The sequence below is a fragment of the Schaalia sp. genome (genome assembly GCF_050312375.1).
Lineage (GTDB): Bacteria > Actinomycetota > Actinomycetes > Actinomycetales > Actinomycetaceae > Pauljensenia > Pauljensenia hyovaginalis.
This window is the reverse complement of the sequence record NZ_JBNOYB010000025.1, coordinates 1-18,203: the sequence shown is the minus strand read 5'-3', so window position 1 is coordinate 18,203 and position 18,203 is coordinate 1. Positions and strand designations below refer to the sequence as shown.

Here is an 18,203-nt window from a genome sequence, read left to right as displayed (position 1 = left end):
CTGTCCCCGTTTCTCGTTCCTCGGACGAGCCGCCCAGTGGGCGGACGCGCCCTCGGCGCCGATGCCGACCGGGCACACAATGGGCCCTATGACGACACTTGATCTGGCAGTAATCCCCGGCGACGGCATCGGCAAGGAGGTCGTGCCCGAGGGGCTCAAAGTCCTTGAAGCCGTTCTCGAGGGAAGCGGCATCGACTTGAGCACCACCCATTACGACCTGGGCGCGGAGCGCTGGCACCGGACGGGGGAGACCCTCACCGACGAGGATCTCGAGGCGATCAAGAAGCACGACGCGATCCTCCTCGGCGCGGTCGGCGATCCCTCCGTCCCCTCCGGCGTCCTCGAGCGCGGCCTTCTGCTCAAACTCCGCTTCGCCCTGGACCACTACGTGAATCTGCGCCCCTCGAAGTACTTCGAGGGCGTGCCCAGCCCCTTGACGGCACCCGGCGACATCGACTTCGTGGTCGTGCGCGAAGGAACCGAGGGCCTCTATGCGGGCAACGGCGGCGCGGTCCGCGTCGGCACCCCGCAGGAGATCGCGACCGAGGTCTCGGTGAACACCGCCTTCGGCGTGGAGCGCGTCGTGCGCTACGCCTTCGAGAAGGCGGATGCGCGTCCGGCCAAGCACCTCACCCTCGTTCACAAGCACAACGTCCTCGTGAACGCCGGTCACCTCTGGCGCAGGACCGTCGAGGCCGTGGGCGCGGAGTATCCGCAGGTCCGTGTCGACTACTGCCATGTCGATGCCGCGACGATCTACCTCGTCACCGATCCGCAGCGCTTCGACGTGATCGTCACCGATAACCTCTTCGGGGACATCCTCACCGACGAGGCGGGCGCCGTCACCGGCGGCATCGGCCTGGCCGCATCGGGCAATATCAACCCCGACGGGACCTTCCCCTCGATGTTCGAGCCGGTTCACGGATCGGCGCCGGACATCGCGGGCCAGGGCAAGGCGGATCCGACCGCGACGATCGCCTCGGTCGCCCTGCTCCTCGATCACATCGGGCGTTCAGACCTCGCCGCGAAGGTCGACGCCGCGATCGAGGCGGACATGGCCGCCCGTGCGCGGGCCGCGGCCGCGGGCGAGCCCCTGGTGCGTTCGACCTCGCAGATCGGTGACGCCCTGGTCGCGGCCCTCGGCTGATCGGTGCTCTTCGTCCGTCCCGCCCGCCCTCGTTCCCGGCCGGAAGGCCACATGACGGAACCCGGGCGGGCGAGCCGCATCCGGGTCATATCCTGTGAGCACATGAACCGACCAGGAGGAGAACATGGCGACCACACACGTGCCGACGGAACTCGAGGCCCTCTCGGGCAGGCCGATCGCCCCCGCCTCCGAACTCGCGGGTCGTTTCCCGCTCACTCCGAGCGACCATCCCGCATCGCCGGAACGCTACGAGAAGGTGATGGGCGAGCTCGCCTTCGGCCGTGAGTTCACCGATCACATGGCCCACATGCGCTGGACCCGGGACGGCGGGTGGGAGGACAGGGGCGTCATCCCCTACGGTCCGCTGACCCTCACCCCCGGGGCCTCCGTCCTCCACTACGCGCAGTCGGTCTTCGAAGGGCTCAAGGCCTACCGTCATGCTGACGGCTCCATCTGGACATTCCGCCCGACCTACAACGCCGCGCGCCTCAACCATTCGGCGAGGCGCCTCGCCCTGCCCGAGATGGACGTCGAGGATTTCGTCGCCTCCCTGGTCGATTACGTGCGGGCGGACGCGAAGTGGGTTCCCGAGGGCGACGGCACCAGCCTGTACCTGCGGCCCTTCATGTTCGCCTCCGAGGAATTCGTGGGCGTTCACCCGGCGGGGATCGTGGACTACTACGTCATCGGCTCGCCTTCGGGCCCCTACTTCACCTCCGGTTTCACCGGCGTGCCGATCTGGGTGGTGAAGGGCTATCATCGCGCGGGTCCGGGCGGGACCGGTTCGGCCAAGTGCGGCGGCAACTACGCCGCCTCGCTCATGCCGCAGACCCGTGCCGCTGAGAAGGGCTTCTCGCAGGTCTGCTTCCTGGACTCCTACGAGGAGAAGTACCTCGAGGAGCTCGGCGGGATGAACATGTTCGTCGTCATGGCCGACGGTTCGGTGCGCACGCCCGAGCTCACCGGGGTCATCCTCGAGGGCGGGACGCGTTCTGCGATCTGCCGGCTCCTGAGGGACGAGGGCGTGGATGTTCGCGAGGAGCGGATCGCCCTGGACGAGCTGGTCGAGGGGATGCGTTGCGGGGAGGTCGCCGAGGTCTTCGCCTGCGGCACCGCCGCGGTGGTCACCCCGATCACCCGTCTGGCCGGTGACGACTTCGATGTCGAGCTGCCGGTTGGGGAACGGACGAAGAGCATCCATCAGCGTCTCACCGATATCCAGCTCGGACGGGCCGAGGATCCCTACGGCTGGATGTATCGGATCGACTGATCGGGCATCGCACGACGAGGAGCGCCCCGCCATCCGGTGGGGCGCTCCTTGACGTCGGCCGTTGGAGGCTCTTCCCGGGGAGTGAGGCGGATCGGTCTTTGATGACGAGTTGGCCGACGCCGGTCAGGGCCCTTCCCGGGGAGTGAGGCGGATCGGATGAACGGGGATCGCTGTCGGGCGGGAGGACGGGAGGGAGCAGGATCAGACATAATGTCATAAACTTACTTAGTGGCACCTAAGCTAACTGATGTGGAAGGTGGTCCGGGTGCGAAACAGCCTGATTGTCGTCCTGTCATGGTCCTCGTCCCTCGCCCTCGCCTGCGTCTACCTGATCCTCGGCGGAGGACTCGACGCCGCACTCCAAGGCGAGCCCTGGAGACGCGCACCCGAGGCGATCGCAGCAGCGCTCCTCTCCGGCCTGTGCGCCTGGGCGGCCTCCTCACTCGGAGGGGCGGCGATCGCCCCGCAGGAGGCGAAGATCCGCCGATCGATCATCGCCCACGTCTTCGCCCTCGGCCCCTCGGAACGCGCCGGCGCCCGCGCGGGAAGGATCATCAACACCGCGACCGACGGAGTCGAACGCAACGCCGTCTACCGCGCGACCTTCATCGCCTCGATGATCGCCTCGCTCACGACCCCCGTCCTGATCGTCATCATCGTGGCGCTCTTCCTCGATCCCTTGAGCGCCGGCGTCCTTTCCATCGCGATCCCCCTCGTCCCCGCATCCGTCCTCGCATTCCACAAGGGCTTCAGGCCCGTTTCACGCCGCTACCGGAACGCCTCGCGCGCACTCGCCGCCCAAGAGCTCGACGCCATCCAAGGACTCGGCTCGCTCGTCCTCATGAACGCAGGCAGGCGAATGGGGGAGGAACTCGCGCGAGCAGCGGAAGAGGTCCGCTCGAAAGTCATGAGCTACCTCGCCGGCAATCAACTCGTCCTCCTCGTCATCGATTCCGTGTTCACCCTCGGAATGGTCACAGGAGCGACCCTCCTCGCTCTTGCGAGGTCCTCGTCGGGGGCCCTGTCACCCGGCCAGGCGCTCGCCCTCGTCCTCCTCTCGACGATCATGCTCGATCCCCTCGATCGGATCGGCCAGTTCTTCTACATCGGAATGGGAGGCATCGCGGCGGGCAAGGAGATCTCCCGCTTCACCGGCCTCGTCCCCGCATCCGTGGACGAGGCCGGCGTCCGCGCTCCCACCCGTCCTGCCGACCCCGGCGCGCTGCGCATCGACGACGTCTCCTTCAGCTACGACGGGCGGATCCCGATCCTCGAACATGCGAACCTGCGGCTTCGCGCGGGGGAGAAAGTCGCGCTCGCGGGCCCCTCCGGCGCAGGAAAATCGACCCTCAGCGCGCTCCTCCAGGGCGATCGCCGCCCGGACTCGGGACGGATCCTCATCGAGGGCGAGGACCTCAGGAAGGTGCCCCTCTCCTGGGCGCGCTCGCGCATCGCAGTCGTCGAACAGACGACCTACCTGTTCAGCGGGAGCCTGCGAGACAATCTCCTCCTCGCTTCCCCCCACGCCGACGACGAAGAACTGCTCGCCGCTCTGAAGACCGCCGAGCTCGATGACCTCATGGCGAGGCTGCCGGAAGGACTTGACACCCGCGTCGGGTCGAGGGGCCTGGCCCTCTCCGGAGGCGAAGCGCAGCGCGTCGCCATCGCGAGAGCGCTGCTCAAGGACGCGCCGATCCTCATCCTCGACGAACCCACCGCCCACGTCGATCTCGCGAGCGAACAGGCGATCCTCGCCGCACTCGAAGCGGCGACGCGCGGGCGCACCGCGCTCACGATCTCCCACCGGCAGGCGACGATCGACAACGCGGACCGACGCGTCGAACTGCACGAAGGAGCACTGCGGTGACGCCGACGCACGCATCATCGGGGCGAGAACGATTCAGCCGCCCCGCCCTCGCGAGGAAACTCCTCCGCGTCACGCGGCGCGTCCTGGCCCCTCTCGGACTCTCGATCCTTGCCAGAACGCTCTTCCTGCTCCTCGGCATCGGGATCTTCGGGCTCGCGGGATGGGCCGTCGTCGCGATCCCCACCGGGACCACCCCCTTGAAGGGCCTCGCGCCGATCGCGGGAGCGATGATCGCGCTCTCGCTTCTCAAAGGACTGGCACGCTATCTCGAACAGTTCGCGGGGCATTTCGTCGCCTTCCACTCGCTCGCGATCTTGCGCAACCACTTCTACGACCGTCTCGAACCCCAGGCTCCCGCCTTCACGGAAGGACGCGACTCCGGAGACCTGCTCAATCGGGTGACCAAGGACATCGATAGGATCGAGGTCTTCTTCGCGCACACCCTCGCGCCCGCGACGACCGCGATCCTCGTCCCCGCCATCGCCCTGGCATGGATGGGAGTCGCGACCTCCTGGTGGCTCGCCCTCGTCCTCCTTCCCTTCCTCATCCTCGCAGGCCTCGTCGTGCCCAGCCTCGGCGTCGGGCGCACCGATGCCGCCGCCCGTGAGCTGCGCGCCGAACGAGGCCGACTCGCAGCCCACGTCGCAGACTCCGTCCAGGGCGTCCGCGAGGTCCTCGCCTTCGGAATCGAGGATCCTCGGCTCCGCGAGATGGAGCGCATCGAGGAGCGGATCGGCGAACAGACCGGCATCATCGGCCGAAGGATCGCCGCGCGACGCGGCCTCAACCAGACGGTGCTCGCCCTGTCCATGATCGTTCTCGCAATGACCGGGATCGGCCTGCATTCCCAGGGACGGCTCGAGCTGGACAGCCTGGGGCTCGCCCTGGGCATCGCCCTGGGCTCCTTCGCCTCGGTCATCGCGGTCGAGGACTTCATGGCGGACCTCGACCAGGCCTTCGCCTCGGCCGAACGGGTCTTCTCCATCACTGAGCGCACGCCCCTCGTCGTCGATGCCCCCGATCACCGTGAGGCGGGTGCGGACACGGGAATCGAAGTCGACTCGGTCTCCTTCACGTACCCCTTCCTCGACGAGGGGAACGAGGGGGCCCGTCGGCCCGAAGTGCTCCACGCGGTCTCGCTCTCGATCGCCCCGGGCTCCTTCACCGCAATCGTCGGGGCATCGGGCTCGGGGAAGTCGACGATCGCGGGCCTCCTCACTCGCACGTGGGATCCGGATTCGGGCGCCGTTCGGATCGGGGGAGTCGATGCGCGCCGGATCGGCCTCGCGAGTCTCCGCTCAGTCATCGCCTCGGCGACGCAGCGCCCCTACCTCTTCAACGACACGGTGCGGGCCAACCTCCTCCTCGCCGAACCCGAGGCCTCCGAGGAGGAGCTCCACGAGGCGCTGCGAATGGCCGGATTGTCGGACTGGATCGCCCAAGAGCCCGAAGGGATCGACACCGTCGTGGGGAACATGGGGGAACGACTCTCCGGCGGGCAGCGCCAACGCCTCGCACTCGCACGCACCCTCCTGCGACACGCCCCGATCACCCTGCTCGACGAAGCGACATCGCAGCTCGATGCGAGCACCGAACGGCTCGTCCTCGAAGGGATCCGGGAGGCGACGCACGGACGCACGCTCATCGTCATCGCCCACCGGATCTCCACGGTCGTCGGGGCCGATCAGATCATCGTCATGGACTCCGGGCGGGTCGTCGAATCCGGGACTTACGAGGAGCTCATCGCAGGGGACGGGGCCCTCGCCGCGCTCGTCGCGAGGCAGGACGGCCCTGAAGACGCTCGTGAGGGCCTCACTTCGAGGCGAGGCGAGCGCCTTCGGTGAGAGCGGCGAGCTTCGCCCAGGCGATCGAGGGGTAGATGCGCCCGCCGAGACCGCAGTCGGTCGAGGCGACGACGCGCTCGTCGCCGACGATGTCGGCGAACTGGCGGATGCGCTGCGCGACGAGCTCGGGGTGCTCGACGACGTTCGTCGAATGCGAGACGACCCCGGGGATGAGGTACTTGCCCTCGGCCAGATCGATGTCCTTCCAGATCGTCCACTCGTGAGCATGGCGCGCGTTCGCGGCCTCGAAGGTCAGGCCGTTCGCCTTCACCTCGAGGGCGAGGTCGACGATGTCCTTGAAGGGGATGTCCGTCGTGTGCGGGCCGTGCCAGGATCCCCAGCACACGTGGTAGCGGACGAGGGAGGGGTCGATGCCCTCGAGGGCGTGATTGAGGGCCTCGATGCGGACCCGCTGGAAGGCGCGGTAGTCCTCGAGGGCCGGCTCGACGGCGAACTGGTCCCATCCCTCGGCGAGGTCGGGGGCGTCGATCTGGACGGTGAGGCCCGCATCGGTGATCCGCTTGTACTCCTCGTGCAGGCCCTCGGCGAAGGCCCAGACGACGGCCTCATCGTCCTCGTAGTGGGCGTTGGCGATGCGGGCGGCCGAACCGGGGGAGAGGGCGGCGACGAAGCCGTCCGAGACCGGACGGCCCGCGGCCGCGAGGGCGGCCTTCGTGCCGGCGATGTCCCGATCGACGGCCTCCTCACCGATGTAAGCGATCGCGGAGGTGATCGTCGGGAACGCGACGGGGTTCTTGTTCGCGATGTGGATGCCCGACTCGGGGTCGGAGTAGGCGTCGGCGAACAGGTTCCAGTCGCGGCGCTCGGCGAAGGAGGAGTAGGAGAGACGGCCTTCACGGCCGGCCGGGGGCTTGACGTCGAAGCGGGCGGTGTCTTCGAGCGAGAGCCCCGAGAAACGGGAGAAGGAGTAGGTCCACCAGGCGCCGTAGTCGACGTTGTCGATCATGGCGTGCCCGTACTCGCCGTCGTTGAGGATCGTCAGGCCGAGCCCGGCCTGACGGGCGACGACGCCGTTGACCTCCTCCTGGAGGACAGCGGTGAACTCCTGTTCGTCGAGAGAACCGGCTCGACGCTTGCGATTCGCCTCGATGAGGCGCTCGGTGCGGGGCAGGGAGCCGACATGCGTGGTGAGGATTGTCATCGCTGGACCTTTCGTGGGACGACCGCGTTGCTCGAAGACTACGTCCCCGGTGCCCTCGCGAAACCGGCTGTCCGCCCTCGGGACGATTGCAACAGGATCGCGGAGCGACGTCCACCTTCCGGAGCCTTCGGCGAAGCCCTTTTCCCAACTCCTAGGCTGGGGCCCGGATGAACTCAGGAGGACTTTCATGAGCAGGCAGCTTCGCTCGGCGACATCGACGCAGGGACGCAATATGGCGGGCGCGCGCTCGCTCTGGCGGGCGACCGGGATGACCGATGAGGACTTCGGCAAGCCGATCATCGCGGTCGTCAACTCCTTCACCGAGTTCGTTCCCGGCCACGTCCATCTGCGCGACGTCGGCAGGCTCGTCTCCGACGCGATCCGCTCCGCGGGCGGCGTGGCGAAGGAGATGAACACCATCGCCGTCGACGACGGCATCGCGATGGGGCACACGGGCATGCTCTACTCGCTGCCCTCGCGCGAGGTCATCGCCGATTCGGTCGAGTACATGGTGAACGCCCACTGCGCCGACGCGATGGTGTGCATCTCGAACTGCGACAAGATCACCCCCGGCATGCTCATCGCCGCGATGCGCCTCAACATCCCCGTCGTCTTCGTCTCCGGCGGGCCGATGGAGGCCGGGAAGAACATCGATCCCGCGGCGATCATCGGACCGGCGACCACCGGTCACGGCAACCTCATCACGGTGATGAACGCGACGGCGAACGACGAGGTCTCCGACGAGGAACTCCTCGCGATCGAGAAGGCCGCCTGCCCGACCTGCGGCTCCTGCTCGGGAATGTTCACCGCGAACTCGATGAACTGCCTCACCGAGGCCCTCGGCCTGTCCCTGCCCGGCAACGGCTCGACGCTGGCCACCCAGGTCGCGCGCCGCGCCCTCTTCACCCGCGCGGGCGAGCTCGTCGTCGAGCTGTGCAGGCGCTACTACGAGGACGAGGACGACTCGGTCCTGCCGCGCTCGATCGCGAGCGCCGACGCCTTCCGCAACGCCATGACCCTCGACATGGCGATGGGTGGCTCCTCGAACACGGTCCTGCACCTCCTGGCCGTCGCGCACGAGGGCGGGGTCGACTTCGACCTCGGCGACATCGCCGAACTCGGCACGACCGTGCCCTGCCTGTCGAAGGTCGCGCCGAATCACAACGACTACCACATGGAGGACGTCCACCGGGCCGGCGGCATCCCCCGCATCCTCGGCGAGCTCGACCGGGCCGGACTGCTCACCCACTCCGTCCATTCGATCCACTCGCCCTCCCTCGAGGAATGGCTCGCGCACTGGGATCCGAAGTCCCCGAGCGTCGCCCCCGAGGCGATCGAACTGTGGAAGGCCGCGCCCGGCGACGTGCGGACCGCCGAGGCCTTCTCGACCTCGAACAAGTGGGCCGAACTCGACCTCGACGCCGAGAAGGGCTGCATCCGCGACGTCGAGCACGCCTACACCGCGAACGGCGGCCTGACGGTCCTCTTCGGCAATCTCGCCCCTGAGGGCGCGATCATCAAGGCCGCCGGCATCGATCCGGAGCTCTTCCACTTCGAGGGCCGGGCCCGCGTGATGGAATCCCAGGAAGAGGCCATCGAGAAGATCCTCGACAAGACGGTCGAGGCCGGCGATGTCGTCGTCATCCGCTACGAGGGCCCCGCCGGGGGCCCCGGAATGCAGGAGATGCTCTACCCGACCTCCTTCCTCAAGGGCCGCGGCCTGGGCAAGGCGTGCGCGCTCATCACCGACGGCCGTTTCTCGGGAGGCACCTCGGGCATCTCCGTCGGGCACATCTCCCCGGAGGCGGCGGACGGCGGGCTCATCGGCCTCATCGAGGACGGCGATCGCATCATCATCGACGTCGACGAGGGGCGCCTCGAACTCGACGTCCCCGCAGACGAGATCGAAGCCCGCCGCATCGCCCAGGAGGCGCGCGAGCACCCGTGGACCCCGAGGAACCGCGACCGCCTCGTCTCTCCCGCCCTCCAGCTCTACGCGGCCACCGCGATGTCGGCGTCCAAGGGCGCGGCGCGCGACGTGTCGCGGGTGCTCCGCTGAAAGGAGCCGATCGTGAAGGACCACGTCGCCATCTACGACACGACGCTGCGTGACGGCGCCCAGCAGGAGGGCATCTCCCTCACGGTCTCCGACAAGATCGCCGCGCTCGCGATCCTCGACGACCTCGGCGTCGACTACATCGAGGGCGGCTGGCCGGGCGCGATCCCGAAGGACACGGCCTTCTTCGAGCGGGCCCGCAACGTCAAGCTCCGTCACGCGAGGCTCGCGGCCTTCGGCGCGACGACCAAGGCCGGCGTGCGGGCCGCCGAGGATCCTCAGGTCGCGGCCCTGCTGCGATCGGGTGCCTCCGTGATCACCCTCGTCGCGAAGTCGGATCCGCGGCACGTGACGAGGGCATTGCGCACCACCGTCGAGGAGAACCTCCGGATGGTCCGTGACACCGTCGAGTACCTCACCGCCGAGGGCACGGACGTCATGGTCGACCTCGAGCACTTCTTCGACGGCCTGGCCTTCGATGCGGACTACGGCATGACGGTCATGCTCGAGGCGGCCCGGGCCGGGGCCGCCGCCGTGATCCCCTGCGATACGAACGGCGGGAACCTGCCCTCCGTGATCGGCGAGGTGACGCGGCGCGCCCGCGGCCTCCTCGACGAGGCCGGTTTCACCGCGTGCGTCCTCGGGATCCACACCCACAACGACACCGGCTGCGCGGTCGCGAATGCGATCGCGGCGGTCGAGGCCGGGGCGCGGCACGTCCAGGGCACGGTGAACGGCTACGGTGAGCGCACGGGCAACGCGAACATCCTGACCTGCGCGGCGAACCTCCAGCTCAAGCTCGGATACGACGTCATTCCGCCCGCTTCGATGGGGTCCTTGGACTCCGTGTCGCATCGCATGGCCGAGCTCGTCAACATCCCGCCCTTCGCGCGCGACCCCTACGTCGGGCAGTCGGCCTTCGCCCACAAAGCGGGGCTTCACGCCTCGGCGATCCGCGTCGACCCCGACTTGTATCAGCACATCGATCCGGGAGTCGTCGGCAACGGGATGCGGATGCTCGTCTCGGAGATGGCGGGCAAGTCCTCGATCGAGCTCAAGGCCGAGGAACTGGGCATCGACCTCACCTCCGTGCCGAACGCGGCGGCGATCCTCGCCCAGAGGGTCAAGGAGCGCGAGGCCGAGGGCTACACCTACGATGCGGCGGACGCCTCTTTCGAGCTCCTCGCCCTGTCGGAATTGGGACGCCTTCCGAGGTTCCTGCGCGTCGAGTCGTGGAAGGTCACGACCCAGGAGATCGCCGAGGTGCAGGGCGAGCCCTACGCTGCGACCGAGGCGACGGTGAAGATCCACACGGATCGGCGCCACATCCGCACCGCGGAGGGCAACGGCCCGGTCAACGCCCTCGACCGCGCGCTGCGCCACGTCATGACCCGCGACTACCCGGTGTGCGCGAATTTCGAACTCACCGACTTCAAGGTCCGCATCCTCGACGAGGACCGTGCGGGCACGGATGCGACGATCCGCGTCCTCATCGAGATGACCGATGGCCGACGCGCATGGTCGACGGTCGGCATCGGCACCGACGTCATCGAGGCGTCCTGGGAGGCGCTCTTCGACGCCTACCACTGGGGCCTGCTGCATTCGGGCACCCAGTCGCTCCTCCAAGAGTGAGGCTCCGCCTCTTTTCGCCACCGATTCGCCCTGACGCGGACCGGGGGTGAGAATGTCCCCATGCGCGGTGAATACGACATCCCAGGCGGGCCGAGGATCATCGTCGATCTTGAGGCCGAGGGCGGCCGCATCGGCTCGGCCCGCTTCTCGGGTTTCGAGGCCGTTCCGGGCGAAATCCTCGAAGGAGCGTCGCGCTCGCTGATCGGCGCTCCTGCTGAGGCGGGGGTCAAGGAACTCGCCGCATTGATCGAGGGGGGCCTCGCCCCCGGGGGCGTCCTCGTCGGCGTCACGGCGGCGGACCTCGCGGTCGCGGTGAAACGCGGACTGAAGCGCGCCGTGAACTGGCGGGACCTCGACTTCGACATCATCCACGGCCCGGAACTGGATCCCGTCGTCAACGTCGCCCTCGATGAGACCCTCGTCGAGGAGGTCGCCTCAGGGCGGCGCCGACCATTCGTGCGCCTGTGGGAGTGGAACGCCCCCCAGGTCGTCATCGGCTCCTTCCAGTCCTACACGAACGAAGTCCACCCGGACGGCGTGGAACGTCACGGCATCATCGTGTCCCGGCGGGTCAGCGGCGGGGGAGCCATGTTCATGGAACCCGCCAATTGCATCACCTTCTCGCTCGTCGTCCCGACCGCGCTGGTCGAGGGGCTGAGCTTCGAACAGTCCTATCCCTTCCTCGACTCCTGGGTGATGGAGGCGCTGGCCTCGGTGGGCGTGAAGGCGACGTACGTGCCGCTCAACGACATCGCCTCCGAGAGGGGCAAGATCGGCGGAGCGGCTCAGAAGCGCTGGTCCAACGGCTGCATGCTCCACCACGTGACCATGTCCTACGACGTGGATCCGGCGAAGATGAAGGACGTACTGCGCACGGGGCTGGATCGGCTCATGGACAAGGGCACGGCCTCGGCGGTCAAGCACGTCGATCCCATGCGTTCACAGATCGATCTGAGTCGCGGGGAGGTCATCGACGCGATGATCCGCACCTTCGCGCAGAAGTACCGCGCTCGCCGCGGCGCGCTCTCGGATGAGGACATCGAGACCGCGAAGGCTCGATGCGCCGTGAAGTTCTCCACCCCCGAATGGATCCACCGGGTGCCCTGAAACGGGTCCTTTCAGACCCTCGCGCCGAAAACGGCGGTGCCGACGCGGACGCGGGTCGCGCCCTCGGCGATCGCCCACTCGATGTCCCCGGACATGCCCATGGACAGCACGAGATCGGAGAGCCCCGTGGCGCTTCCCACCCGATCGCGAATGCCCCGCAGGAGGGCGTAGCCGCTCCGCACCTCCTTCTCGGAGGAGGACCTGAGGCCGACCGTCATGAACCCCTCGAAGGCGAGCATCCTCGAGGCGAGGACCGCGTCGACCACGCTGATGACCTCGCCGGGGGCGCAACCGTGCTTGCTCGCCTCTCCCGAGACGTTCACCTCGATCAGGACGGGCATGCGCCGATCGAGACGCTTGTCGAGCTTGTCGACGAGAGCTGCGGAATCAACCGTGTCGATCGCATCGATGCACGCCAGGGCCTGGTTGATCTTGTTCGACTGCAAGGGCCCGATGAGGGCGAGCCGAGCGCCGACGACCTCGTGGATCGCATCCGCCGTCGCGCGCGCCTCCTGGACGCGGTTGTGCCCGAGGAGGACGGGACGGCCGAGATCCGAAAGGGCGAGGGCGGCTTCGCGGCACTCGTCCGCCGTGCGCGTCTTCACCGCGAGTTGCAGATCGACTGCCTCGGCGCGGCCGAATGCCTCGCGCGCCGACTCGACTCTCTCCAGTGCCTGTTCGATGCCTCGGCGTATCGTCATGAGTCCGAGTCTAGAGGGGGGCCGAAGGAGCGGGCTCCGGCGGGGCGAGGGGAGAAGGGCCTCCTCAGTGCGAGGCGGGCGACGATGAGCGATAATCAGAAGTTCCGACGCACGTCGGCATCACCTGGAAAAGGAGTACGTGATGCGCACCCTGCTCAACATCATCTGGTTCCTCTTCGGAGGCTTCTGGCTCTGGCTCATGTACATCCTCGCGGGGATCGTCGCGTGCATCTTCATCATCACGATCCCCGCAGGCGTCGCCTGTTTCAGGATCGCGAACTACGTGGTGTGGCCCTTCGGCAAGCGGGTGGTCGACGCGCCCGGCGCGGGTGCCGGATCGGCGCTCATGAATATCGTGTGGTTCATCGTCGCCGGCGTATGGCTCGCGATCGGGCACATCCTCACCGCGCTCGCGCAGTCGATCACGATCGTCGGCATCCCCGTCGCGATCGCGAACATCAAGATGATCCCGATCACCTGCTTCCCCTTCGGCAAGACGGTCGTCACGGATCCGAACGCGATCCTGTAATGACGAAGAAGCACGAGGGCGGGGCGGGCGGAGCGACGAGGGCGATCGAAGTCCTCTCGGCCGCGGGCATCCCCTTCGAGGTCCACGAGTACGAGCATTCGCCCAATGCCCGCGCCTTCGGCGAGGAGACGGTCGAGAAACTCGGCGTCGACCCGGCGTCCACCTTCAAGACGCTGATGGTGCGCACGAATGAGGACGAGTACGTCTTCGGCATCATCCCCGTGCTCGCGCACCTGTCCATGAAGCTCATCGCCAAGGCCGCCGGGGCGAAGTCCGCCCGGATGGCCGACCCCCGCACGGCGGAGCGGAGGACCGGCTACGTCGTCGGAGGGATCTCGCCCCTCGGGCAGACGACCCCGCATCGTCTCTTCATCGACGAATCGTGCTTGGATTCGGAGATGATCATCGTTTCCGGCGGGCGCAGGGGATTGTCCGTCGGGCTCTCGCCCCTGGACTTGCTCGAGGTTTCAGGCGCCGGGCTCGCCAGGCTCACGGCGCTCGAGTGAAGCGCCTCGACCCCTCCGTTCCGGACGGGCCCGGGGGAGTCCGCACGGCCGCCCCTCATGCCCGTGATCCGGCGTTTCAACGAGGCCCGACCTCGAGGATCCGCAGGGCCACGCGGCCCTGTCGATCGGACCGATCAAGATCGACCAGGGCGCAGATGCGCCAGTCGCCATCTCCCCTCGGATCCAGCAGAGTCTGAGTGACGAGCCAGTAGCGTCCGCCCTCGTCCGTATTCGCAGCGCCCGCGGCGAGAAGATCGGCCGAGGAAGGATCCTCCTCGATGAGGCACAGGCTCGCCGAACGCGCCTGCTGGTCGATGCCGATCCAGTCGTATTCGGCCCAATACCTGGCCAGGACGCCGTCCCACCGGGCCTCATCCCAACCGGAAGCCGCATCCTCCCGGCCGAGGAGCTCGACGGCATCGCGGCTCATGAGCTCGACCCGGTGGAACAGGGCCTTCCTCACCGCCGTGCGCAAAGCGTGCGGGTTAGCGGTGAAGGACACCGTCCCGTCCTCGTCGGCGCCGAAAGCGAGCTCGACGCCGCTCGTGCCGGAATCGGCGCCGAGCCGGCGCCCCTGCGCGAGCGCCTCCCACTCGTCGAGCAGCGAGGAGTCGACGGCGCGAATGAGGGCGCCCAGCCAGGAGATGATCGCCTCGACGTCGCCGGTCATCGCAGGCTCGGGGATGATCTGGCGCATCGCCCGATACGCGTCCGTCAGATAGCGCAGGATCACGCCCTCGGAACGGCCGATGTCGTAACGGGAGACGAGCTCGGTGAAGGTCATCGCATTCTCGACCATCTCCCTGACGACCGACTTCGGGGAGATCTCGAGCGAACCGACCCAGGGGTTCGCCTTCACATAGGTCGCGAAGGCGGACTCGAGGAGTTCAGCCAGAGGCCGGGGCCAGGTGACCTCCTCCAAGGCCTCCATCCGGTCCTCGTAGTCGAGGCCCTCGGCCTTCATCGCGCTCACGGCCTCGCCCTTGGCCGCATAGCGCTGGGCGTACAGCAGTGGCCTGGGGTCTTCGAGGACGGACTCGATGACCGAGACGACATCGAGGGCGAAAGTCGGCGACTCTGGATCCAAGAGCTCCATCGCCGCCAGGGCGAAGGGGGAGAGGGGCTGATTGAGGGCGAACTCATCGGGCAGATCCGTGGCGGCGCGCAGACGGGGCATGCCGTCTAGGGCGGCCTGCTCGGAGGACACGTGCTCGACGACGCCGGCGGCGCGCATCGAGGAATAGATCTCCCCGAGGCGGCGCAGATGTGGATTCGCGGCCGCCACGGGATCATCGTTGTTCCTCGCGAGATCGAGAAGGTGCTCGCCCGGATCCCGATTCGCGGTGCCCGCACCCGCGAGGACGTTGAGCACCATCGCGTGCGTCAGACCGAAATGAGAGCGGAGCTGTTCGGGCGACTCGGCGACGAGGCGATCGAAAGTCCCCTTCGTCCACGAGATCGTCCCCTCGGCCGGACCCCTGCGCTTCTTCGCCTGCTTCTTCTTCGCGCGTTTGAGATCGCGGGCGTCCCTCGCCGCTTCCTCCGCCGCGCTCAAACGCGCGCGCTCGCGGGCGGCCTCGACTTCATGCTCGGGAGCGAGCACCCGGACGAAACCGACCGTGTCGAAGCCCGCGCGCCCCGCGCGCCCCGCGATCTGATGGAATTCGCGCGCGGACAGGTGCCGCATCCGCTCGCCGTCGAACTTGACGAGCGAACTGAGCAGCACGGTGCGGATCGGGACGTTGATGCCGACACCGAGGGTGTCGGTCCCGCAGACGATCGGAAGGAGGCCCTGCTGGGTGAGGCGTTCGACGAGCCTGCGATAACGGGGGAGCATCCCCGCGTGGTGAATGCCGATCCCCTGCGACAGCAGCGAGCGGAGCGTCTGACCGAAACCGCGTCCGAAGGAGACCCCCTGAAGCTCCTTCGCGATCCGCTCCTTCTTCTCGGCGTCGACGAGTTTCGCCTTGTCGAAGGACTGAGCGGTCTCGACCGCGTCCTTCTGAGCGAAATGCACGATGTAAACGGGCCAACGGCCCTCCTTCAAGAGGCGTTCAACCGTGTCGGGCAGGCGGTCGACGACGTATTCGAACTCGAGCGGGACGGGGCGCTCGGCATCATCGACCAGGGCCGCATCGCGGCCCGTCCGCTCCTTCCACGCCTTCTCGAAACGCGAGGTGTCCCCGAGGGTCGCCGACATCGCGACGAATTGCGCCTTCTTCAGTTCGAGCAGCGGCACCTGCCACGCCCACCCGCGCTGAGGATCGCCGTAGAAATGGAACTCGTCCATGACGATCATGTCCGCATCCAGATCCGCCCCCTCCCGCAGGGCCTGGTTCGCGAGGATCTCCGCCGTGCAGCAGATGATCGGCGCGCCCGCGTTGAGCGAGACGTCGCCGGTCACCATCCCGACGTTGTCGGCGCCGAACAGGGCGACGAGGTCGAAGAACTTCTCGGACACGAGGGCCTTCAAGGGAGCCGTGTAGTAGGAGCGGCCGCCGTGCGCCATCGAGACGAAATGAGCGGCGAGGGCGATCATCGACTTGCCCGAACCCGTCGGCGTGGCCGCGATGACGTGCTTGCCGTCAAGGATCTCGAGGAAGGACTCGTCCTGGTGGGGGTAGAGAGGCCTGCCCGTCGACTCCGCCCACGAGGAGAAGGCCGTGTACAGGGCGTCGGCGTCGTCGAGGAGTCCATCGTCCTCGAGGTCGTCGAGCAGGGAGTTGAGCGGAGCCGTCATGGCTCCATTATCCCGGATCGCGGGTGCCCACTTGGTGGATCCGCGGGGAAGGGCCGTCTGAGCTGTGACATCCTGTGCGGGTCCCGGAAGGAGCCGCTTGCGGCGAGGAAGGAGAACGACGTGGAGGATCTTGCGAAGGGAATCCTGACGGTCGCGGACTGGCTCACCCTTCACGTCACCGTGTGGGTGCTCGTCGGCACCGGCCTGTTCCTCACGGTCGCGTCTCGCGGCCTCCAGCTGCGCCATTTCGGAACGATGATCCGCACCGTGACGGGGTCCCGCCAGGGCGCCAAGGGCGGGATCTCCTCCTTCCAGGCCTTCACGATCTCCCTGGCCGCCAGGGTCGGCGTCGGCAACGTCTTCGGCGTCGCGGCGGCCCTCCTCATGGGCGGGCCCGGCGCGATCTTCTGGATGTGGGTCGTCGCCCTCGTCGGCATGGCGACCGCCTTCTTCGAGGCCACCCTCGCGCAGATCTTCAAGGTCCGCGCCGCCGACGGGTCCTTCCGCGGCGGCCCCGCCTACTACATCAAACTCGGCATGAAGAACAGGGTCCTCGCCTCGGTCTTCGCGATCATCACGGTCGTCACCTGCGCCTTCGTCATCACCTCCGTCCAGTCGAACGCGATCGCGGGCACCCTGCTCTCCGCCCTCGGCGACACCGGGACCACGCCGGTGCTCTGGGGCCTGTCCCAGGCGCAGCTCATCATCGCGGCCCTCCTCTTCGTCTTCTCCGCGATGGTGATCTTCGGCGGCATCCGCACCGTCGCCCGCGTCACCGAATGGATGGCCCCGATCATGGCGACGATCTACGTCATCATGGTCGCGATCATCGTCATCATGAACATCGGCCAGTTCGGCGCCGTCCTCACTCAGATCCTCGAGGGCGCCTTCGCCCCCGAACCCCTCGTCGGGGGCCTGGGAGGCGGCATCCTCGCGGCGCTCATCAACGGCACGAAGCGCGGCCTCTTCTCCAACGAGGCGGGCCAGGGCACGGCCCCCAACGCGGCCGCAACGGCGACCCTGCCCCATCCGGTCAGCCAGGGCATGATCCAGTCGCTCGGCGTGTTCATCGACACGATCGTGGTCTGCACGGCGACCGCCTTCGTCATCCTCATCGCAGGCCCCGAGGTGTGGGGCGCCGAGGGCGTGAACCCCGCGAACCTCACGAGCCTGGCCGTCGCCGAGGAACTCGGCGCCTGGACCATCATGCCGATGGCCGTCCTCATCTTCGTGCTCGCCTATTCGTCGATCATCGCCGCTTACGTGTACTCCGAGACGAACATGACCTTCGTGACCGACTCCAAGGCGGCCACCTGGGCGGTGCGGATCATCTCGGTCGCCTCGGTCGTCATCGGCGCCCTCGCATCCCTCGATCTCGTGTGGAACAGCGTCGACATCGCGATGGCGATCATGACGGTGACGAACCTCGTGGCGCTCCTGTGGCTGTCGAAGTGGGGCCTCGGGGCTCTGCGCGACTACGAGAAGCAGCGCAAGAGCGGGGTGAGCGTCCCGGTCTTCATCGGCGTCGGCAATCCGAACCTGCCCGCCGACGTGCCGACGGACTCGTGGTCGGCTCCCGCGCCGACCGAAGGCTGATTCACGCGCGGTGTTCCCTGAAGGGGCGGGCGGCGCCGATCGGCGC

At 67.8% G+C, this 18,203-nt stretch carries 13 protein-coding genes; 10 read left to right on the top strand and 3 right to left on the bottom strand.

Annotated features, from left to right (window positions below; all coding sequences use genetic code 11):
* Positions 1–88: 88 nt before the first annotated feature.
* From ACQY7V_RS01950 to cydC, 4 genes are all read left to right on the top strand, one after another.
* On the top strand, positions 89–1,147 hold the full coding sequence (locus tag ACQY7V_RS01950) for a 3-isopropylmalate dehydrogenase (protein WP_303772343.1): 1,059 nt from the start codon (positions 89–91) through the stop codon (positions 1,145–1,147).
* Positions 1,148–1,271: 124 nt separating this feature from the next.
* On the top strand, positions 1,272–2,417 hold the full coding sequence (locus ACQY7V_RS01945; protein WP_277298273.1) for a branched-chain amino acid aminotransferase: 1,146 nt from the start codon (positions 1,272–1,274) through the stop codon (positions 2,415–2,417).
* A 265-nt stretch (positions 2,418–2,682) separates the two neighbouring features.
* Entirely contained in the window at positions 2,683–4,284 is a 1,602-nt protein-coding gene (locus tag ACQY7V_RS01940) for an ABC transporter ATP-binding protein/permease (RefSeq protein WP_428638646.1), read from the top strand.
* Positions 4,281–6,128 carry a thiol reductant ABC exporter subunit CydC gene (gene cydC, locus ACQY7V_RS01935; RefSeq protein WP_428638644.1) on the top strand — a complete coding sequence of 616 codons (1,848 nt, stop codon included), beginning with the start codon at positions 4,281–4,283 and terminating at the stop codon, positions 6,126–6,128. The genes ACQY7V_RS01940 and cydC overlap by 4 nt, the downstream gene beginning before the upstream one ends.
* Here the strand turns inward: cydC and ACQY7V_RS01930 are convergent.
* On the bottom strand, positions 6,097–7,290 hold the full coding sequence (locus ACQY7V_RS01930; protein ID WP_277298270.1) for a cobalamin-independent methionine synthase II family protein: 1,194 nt from the start codon (positions 7,288–7,290) through the stop codon (positions 6,097–6,099). The genes cydC and ACQY7V_RS01930 overlap by 32 nt on opposite strands.
* Before the next feature lie 187 nt (positions 7,291–7,477).
* On the opposite strand from ACQY7V_RS01930, the gene ilvD reads away from it, so the two are divergent.
* Genes ilvD through ACQY7V_RS01915 form a run of 3 tightly spaced genes read left to right on the top strand, consistent with a single transcriptional unit; the run spans position 7,478 to position 12,085 of the window.
* Positions 7,478–9,349: a dihydroxy-acid dehydratase gene (ilvD, locus tag ACQY7V_RS01925; RefSeq protein WP_277298269.1), complete on the top strand. Its 1,872-nt coding sequence runs from the start codon at positions 7,478–7,480 to the stop codon at positions 9,347–9,349.
* A gap of 12 nt (positions 9,350–9,361) precedes the next feature.
* Positions 9,362–10,978 carry a citramalate synthase gene (gene cimA / locus ACQY7V_RS01920; protein ID WP_277298268.1) on the top strand — a complete coding sequence of 539 codons (1,617 nt, stop codon included), beginning with the start codon at positions 9,362–9,364 and terminating at the stop codon, positions 10,976–10,978.
* A 60-nt stretch (positions 10,979–11,038) separates the two neighbouring features.
* Positions 11,039–12,085, top strand: a complete 1,047-nt coding sequence (locus ACQY7V_RS01915) for a lipoate--protein ligase family protein (protein ID WP_428638641.1) — start codon at positions 11,039–11,041, stop codon at positions 12,083–12,085.
* A gap of 11 nt (positions 12,086–12,096) precedes the next feature.
* Here ACQY7V_RS01915 and ACQY7V_RS01910 read toward each other — a convergent pair whose 3' ends face one another.
* Positions 12,097–12,786: a YggS family pyridoxal phosphate enzyme gene (locus ACQY7V_RS01910; RefSeq protein ID WP_428638640.1), complete on the bottom strand. Its 690-nt coding sequence runs from the start codon at positions 12,784–12,786 to the stop codon at positions 12,097–12,099.
* Between the two features lie 142 nt (positions 12,787–12,928).
* Here ACQY7V_RS01910 and ACQY7V_RS01905 point away from each other — a divergent pair, with 142 nt between their 5' ends.
* Both ACQY7V_RS01905 and ybaK read left to right on the top strand, forming a co-directional pair.
* Entirely contained in the window at positions 12,929–13,315 is a 387-nt protein-coding gene (locus ACQY7V_RS01905) for a YccF domain-containing protein (protein WP_154477092.1), read from the top strand.
* Positions 13,315–13,821 carry a Cys-tRNA(Pro) deacylase gene (gene ybaK / locus ACQY7V_RS01900; RefSeq protein ID WP_321056947.1) on the top strand — a complete coding sequence of 169 codons (507 nt, stop codon included), beginning with the start codon at positions 13,315–13,317 and terminating at the stop codon, positions 13,819–13,821. The genes ACQY7V_RS01905 and ybaK overlap by 1 nt, the downstream gene beginning before the upstream one ends.
* Before the next feature lie 76 nt (positions 13,822–13,897).
* On the opposite strand, the gene ACQY7V_RS01895 is transcribed toward ybaK, so the two are convergent.
* Entirely contained in the window at positions 13,898–16,561 is a 2,664-nt protein-coding gene (locus ACQY7V_RS01895; RefSeq protein WP_428638638.1) for a DEAD/DEAH box helicase, read from the bottom strand.
* Positions 16,562–16,681: 120 nt separating this feature from the next.
* Here ACQY7V_RS01895 and ACQY7V_RS01890 point away from each other — a divergent pair, with 120 nt between their 5' ends.
* Complete coding sequence (locus tag ACQY7V_RS01890; RefSeq protein WP_428638637.1) at positions 16,682–18,157, top strand: alanine/glycine:cation symporter family protein; 1,476 nt, start codon at positions 16,682–16,684, stop codon at positions 18,155–18,157.
* Positions 18,158–18,203 lie beyond the last annotated feature (46 nt).

Excerpts from the sequence above, each read along its gene's own strand:
- ilvD (WP_277298269.1), top strand. The coding sequence starts at position 7,478 with ATGAGCAGGCAGCTTCGCTCGGCGACATCGACGCAGGGACGCAATATG.
- ACQY7V_RS01950 (WP_303772343.1), top strand. The coding sequence starts at position 89 with ATGACGACACTTGATCTGGCAGTAATCCCCGGCGACGGCATCGGCAAG.
- ACQY7V_RS01895 (WP_428638638.1), bottom strand. The coding sequence starts at position 16,561 with ATGACGGCTCCGCTCAACTCCCTGCTCGACGACCTCGAGGACGATGGA.
- ACQY7V_RS01910 (WP_428638640.1), bottom strand. The coding sequence starts at position 12,786 with ATGACGATACGCCGAGGCATCGAACAGGCACTGGAGAGAGTCGAGTCG.
- ACQY7V_RS01915 (WP_428638641.1), top strand. The coding sequence starts at position 11,039 with ATGCGCGGTGAATACGACATCCCAGGCGGGCCGAGGATCATCGTCGAT.
- ybaK (WP_321056947.1), top strand. The coding sequence starts at position 13,315 with ATGACGAAGAAGCACGAGGGCGGGGCGGGCGGAGCGACGAGGGCGATC.
- ACQY7V_RS01930 (WP_277298270.1), bottom strand. The coding sequence starts at position 7,290 with ATGACAATCCTCACCACGCATGTCGGCTCCCTGCCCCGCACCGAGCGC.
- ACQY7V_RS01945 (WP_277298273.1), top strand. The coding sequence starts at position 1,272 with ATGGCGACCACACACGTGCCGACGGAACTCGAGGCCCTCTCGGGCAGG.
- ACQY7V_RS01905 (WP_154477092.1), top strand. The coding sequence starts at position 12,929 with ATGCGCACCCTGCTCAACATCATCTGGTTCCTCTTCGGAGGCTTCTGG.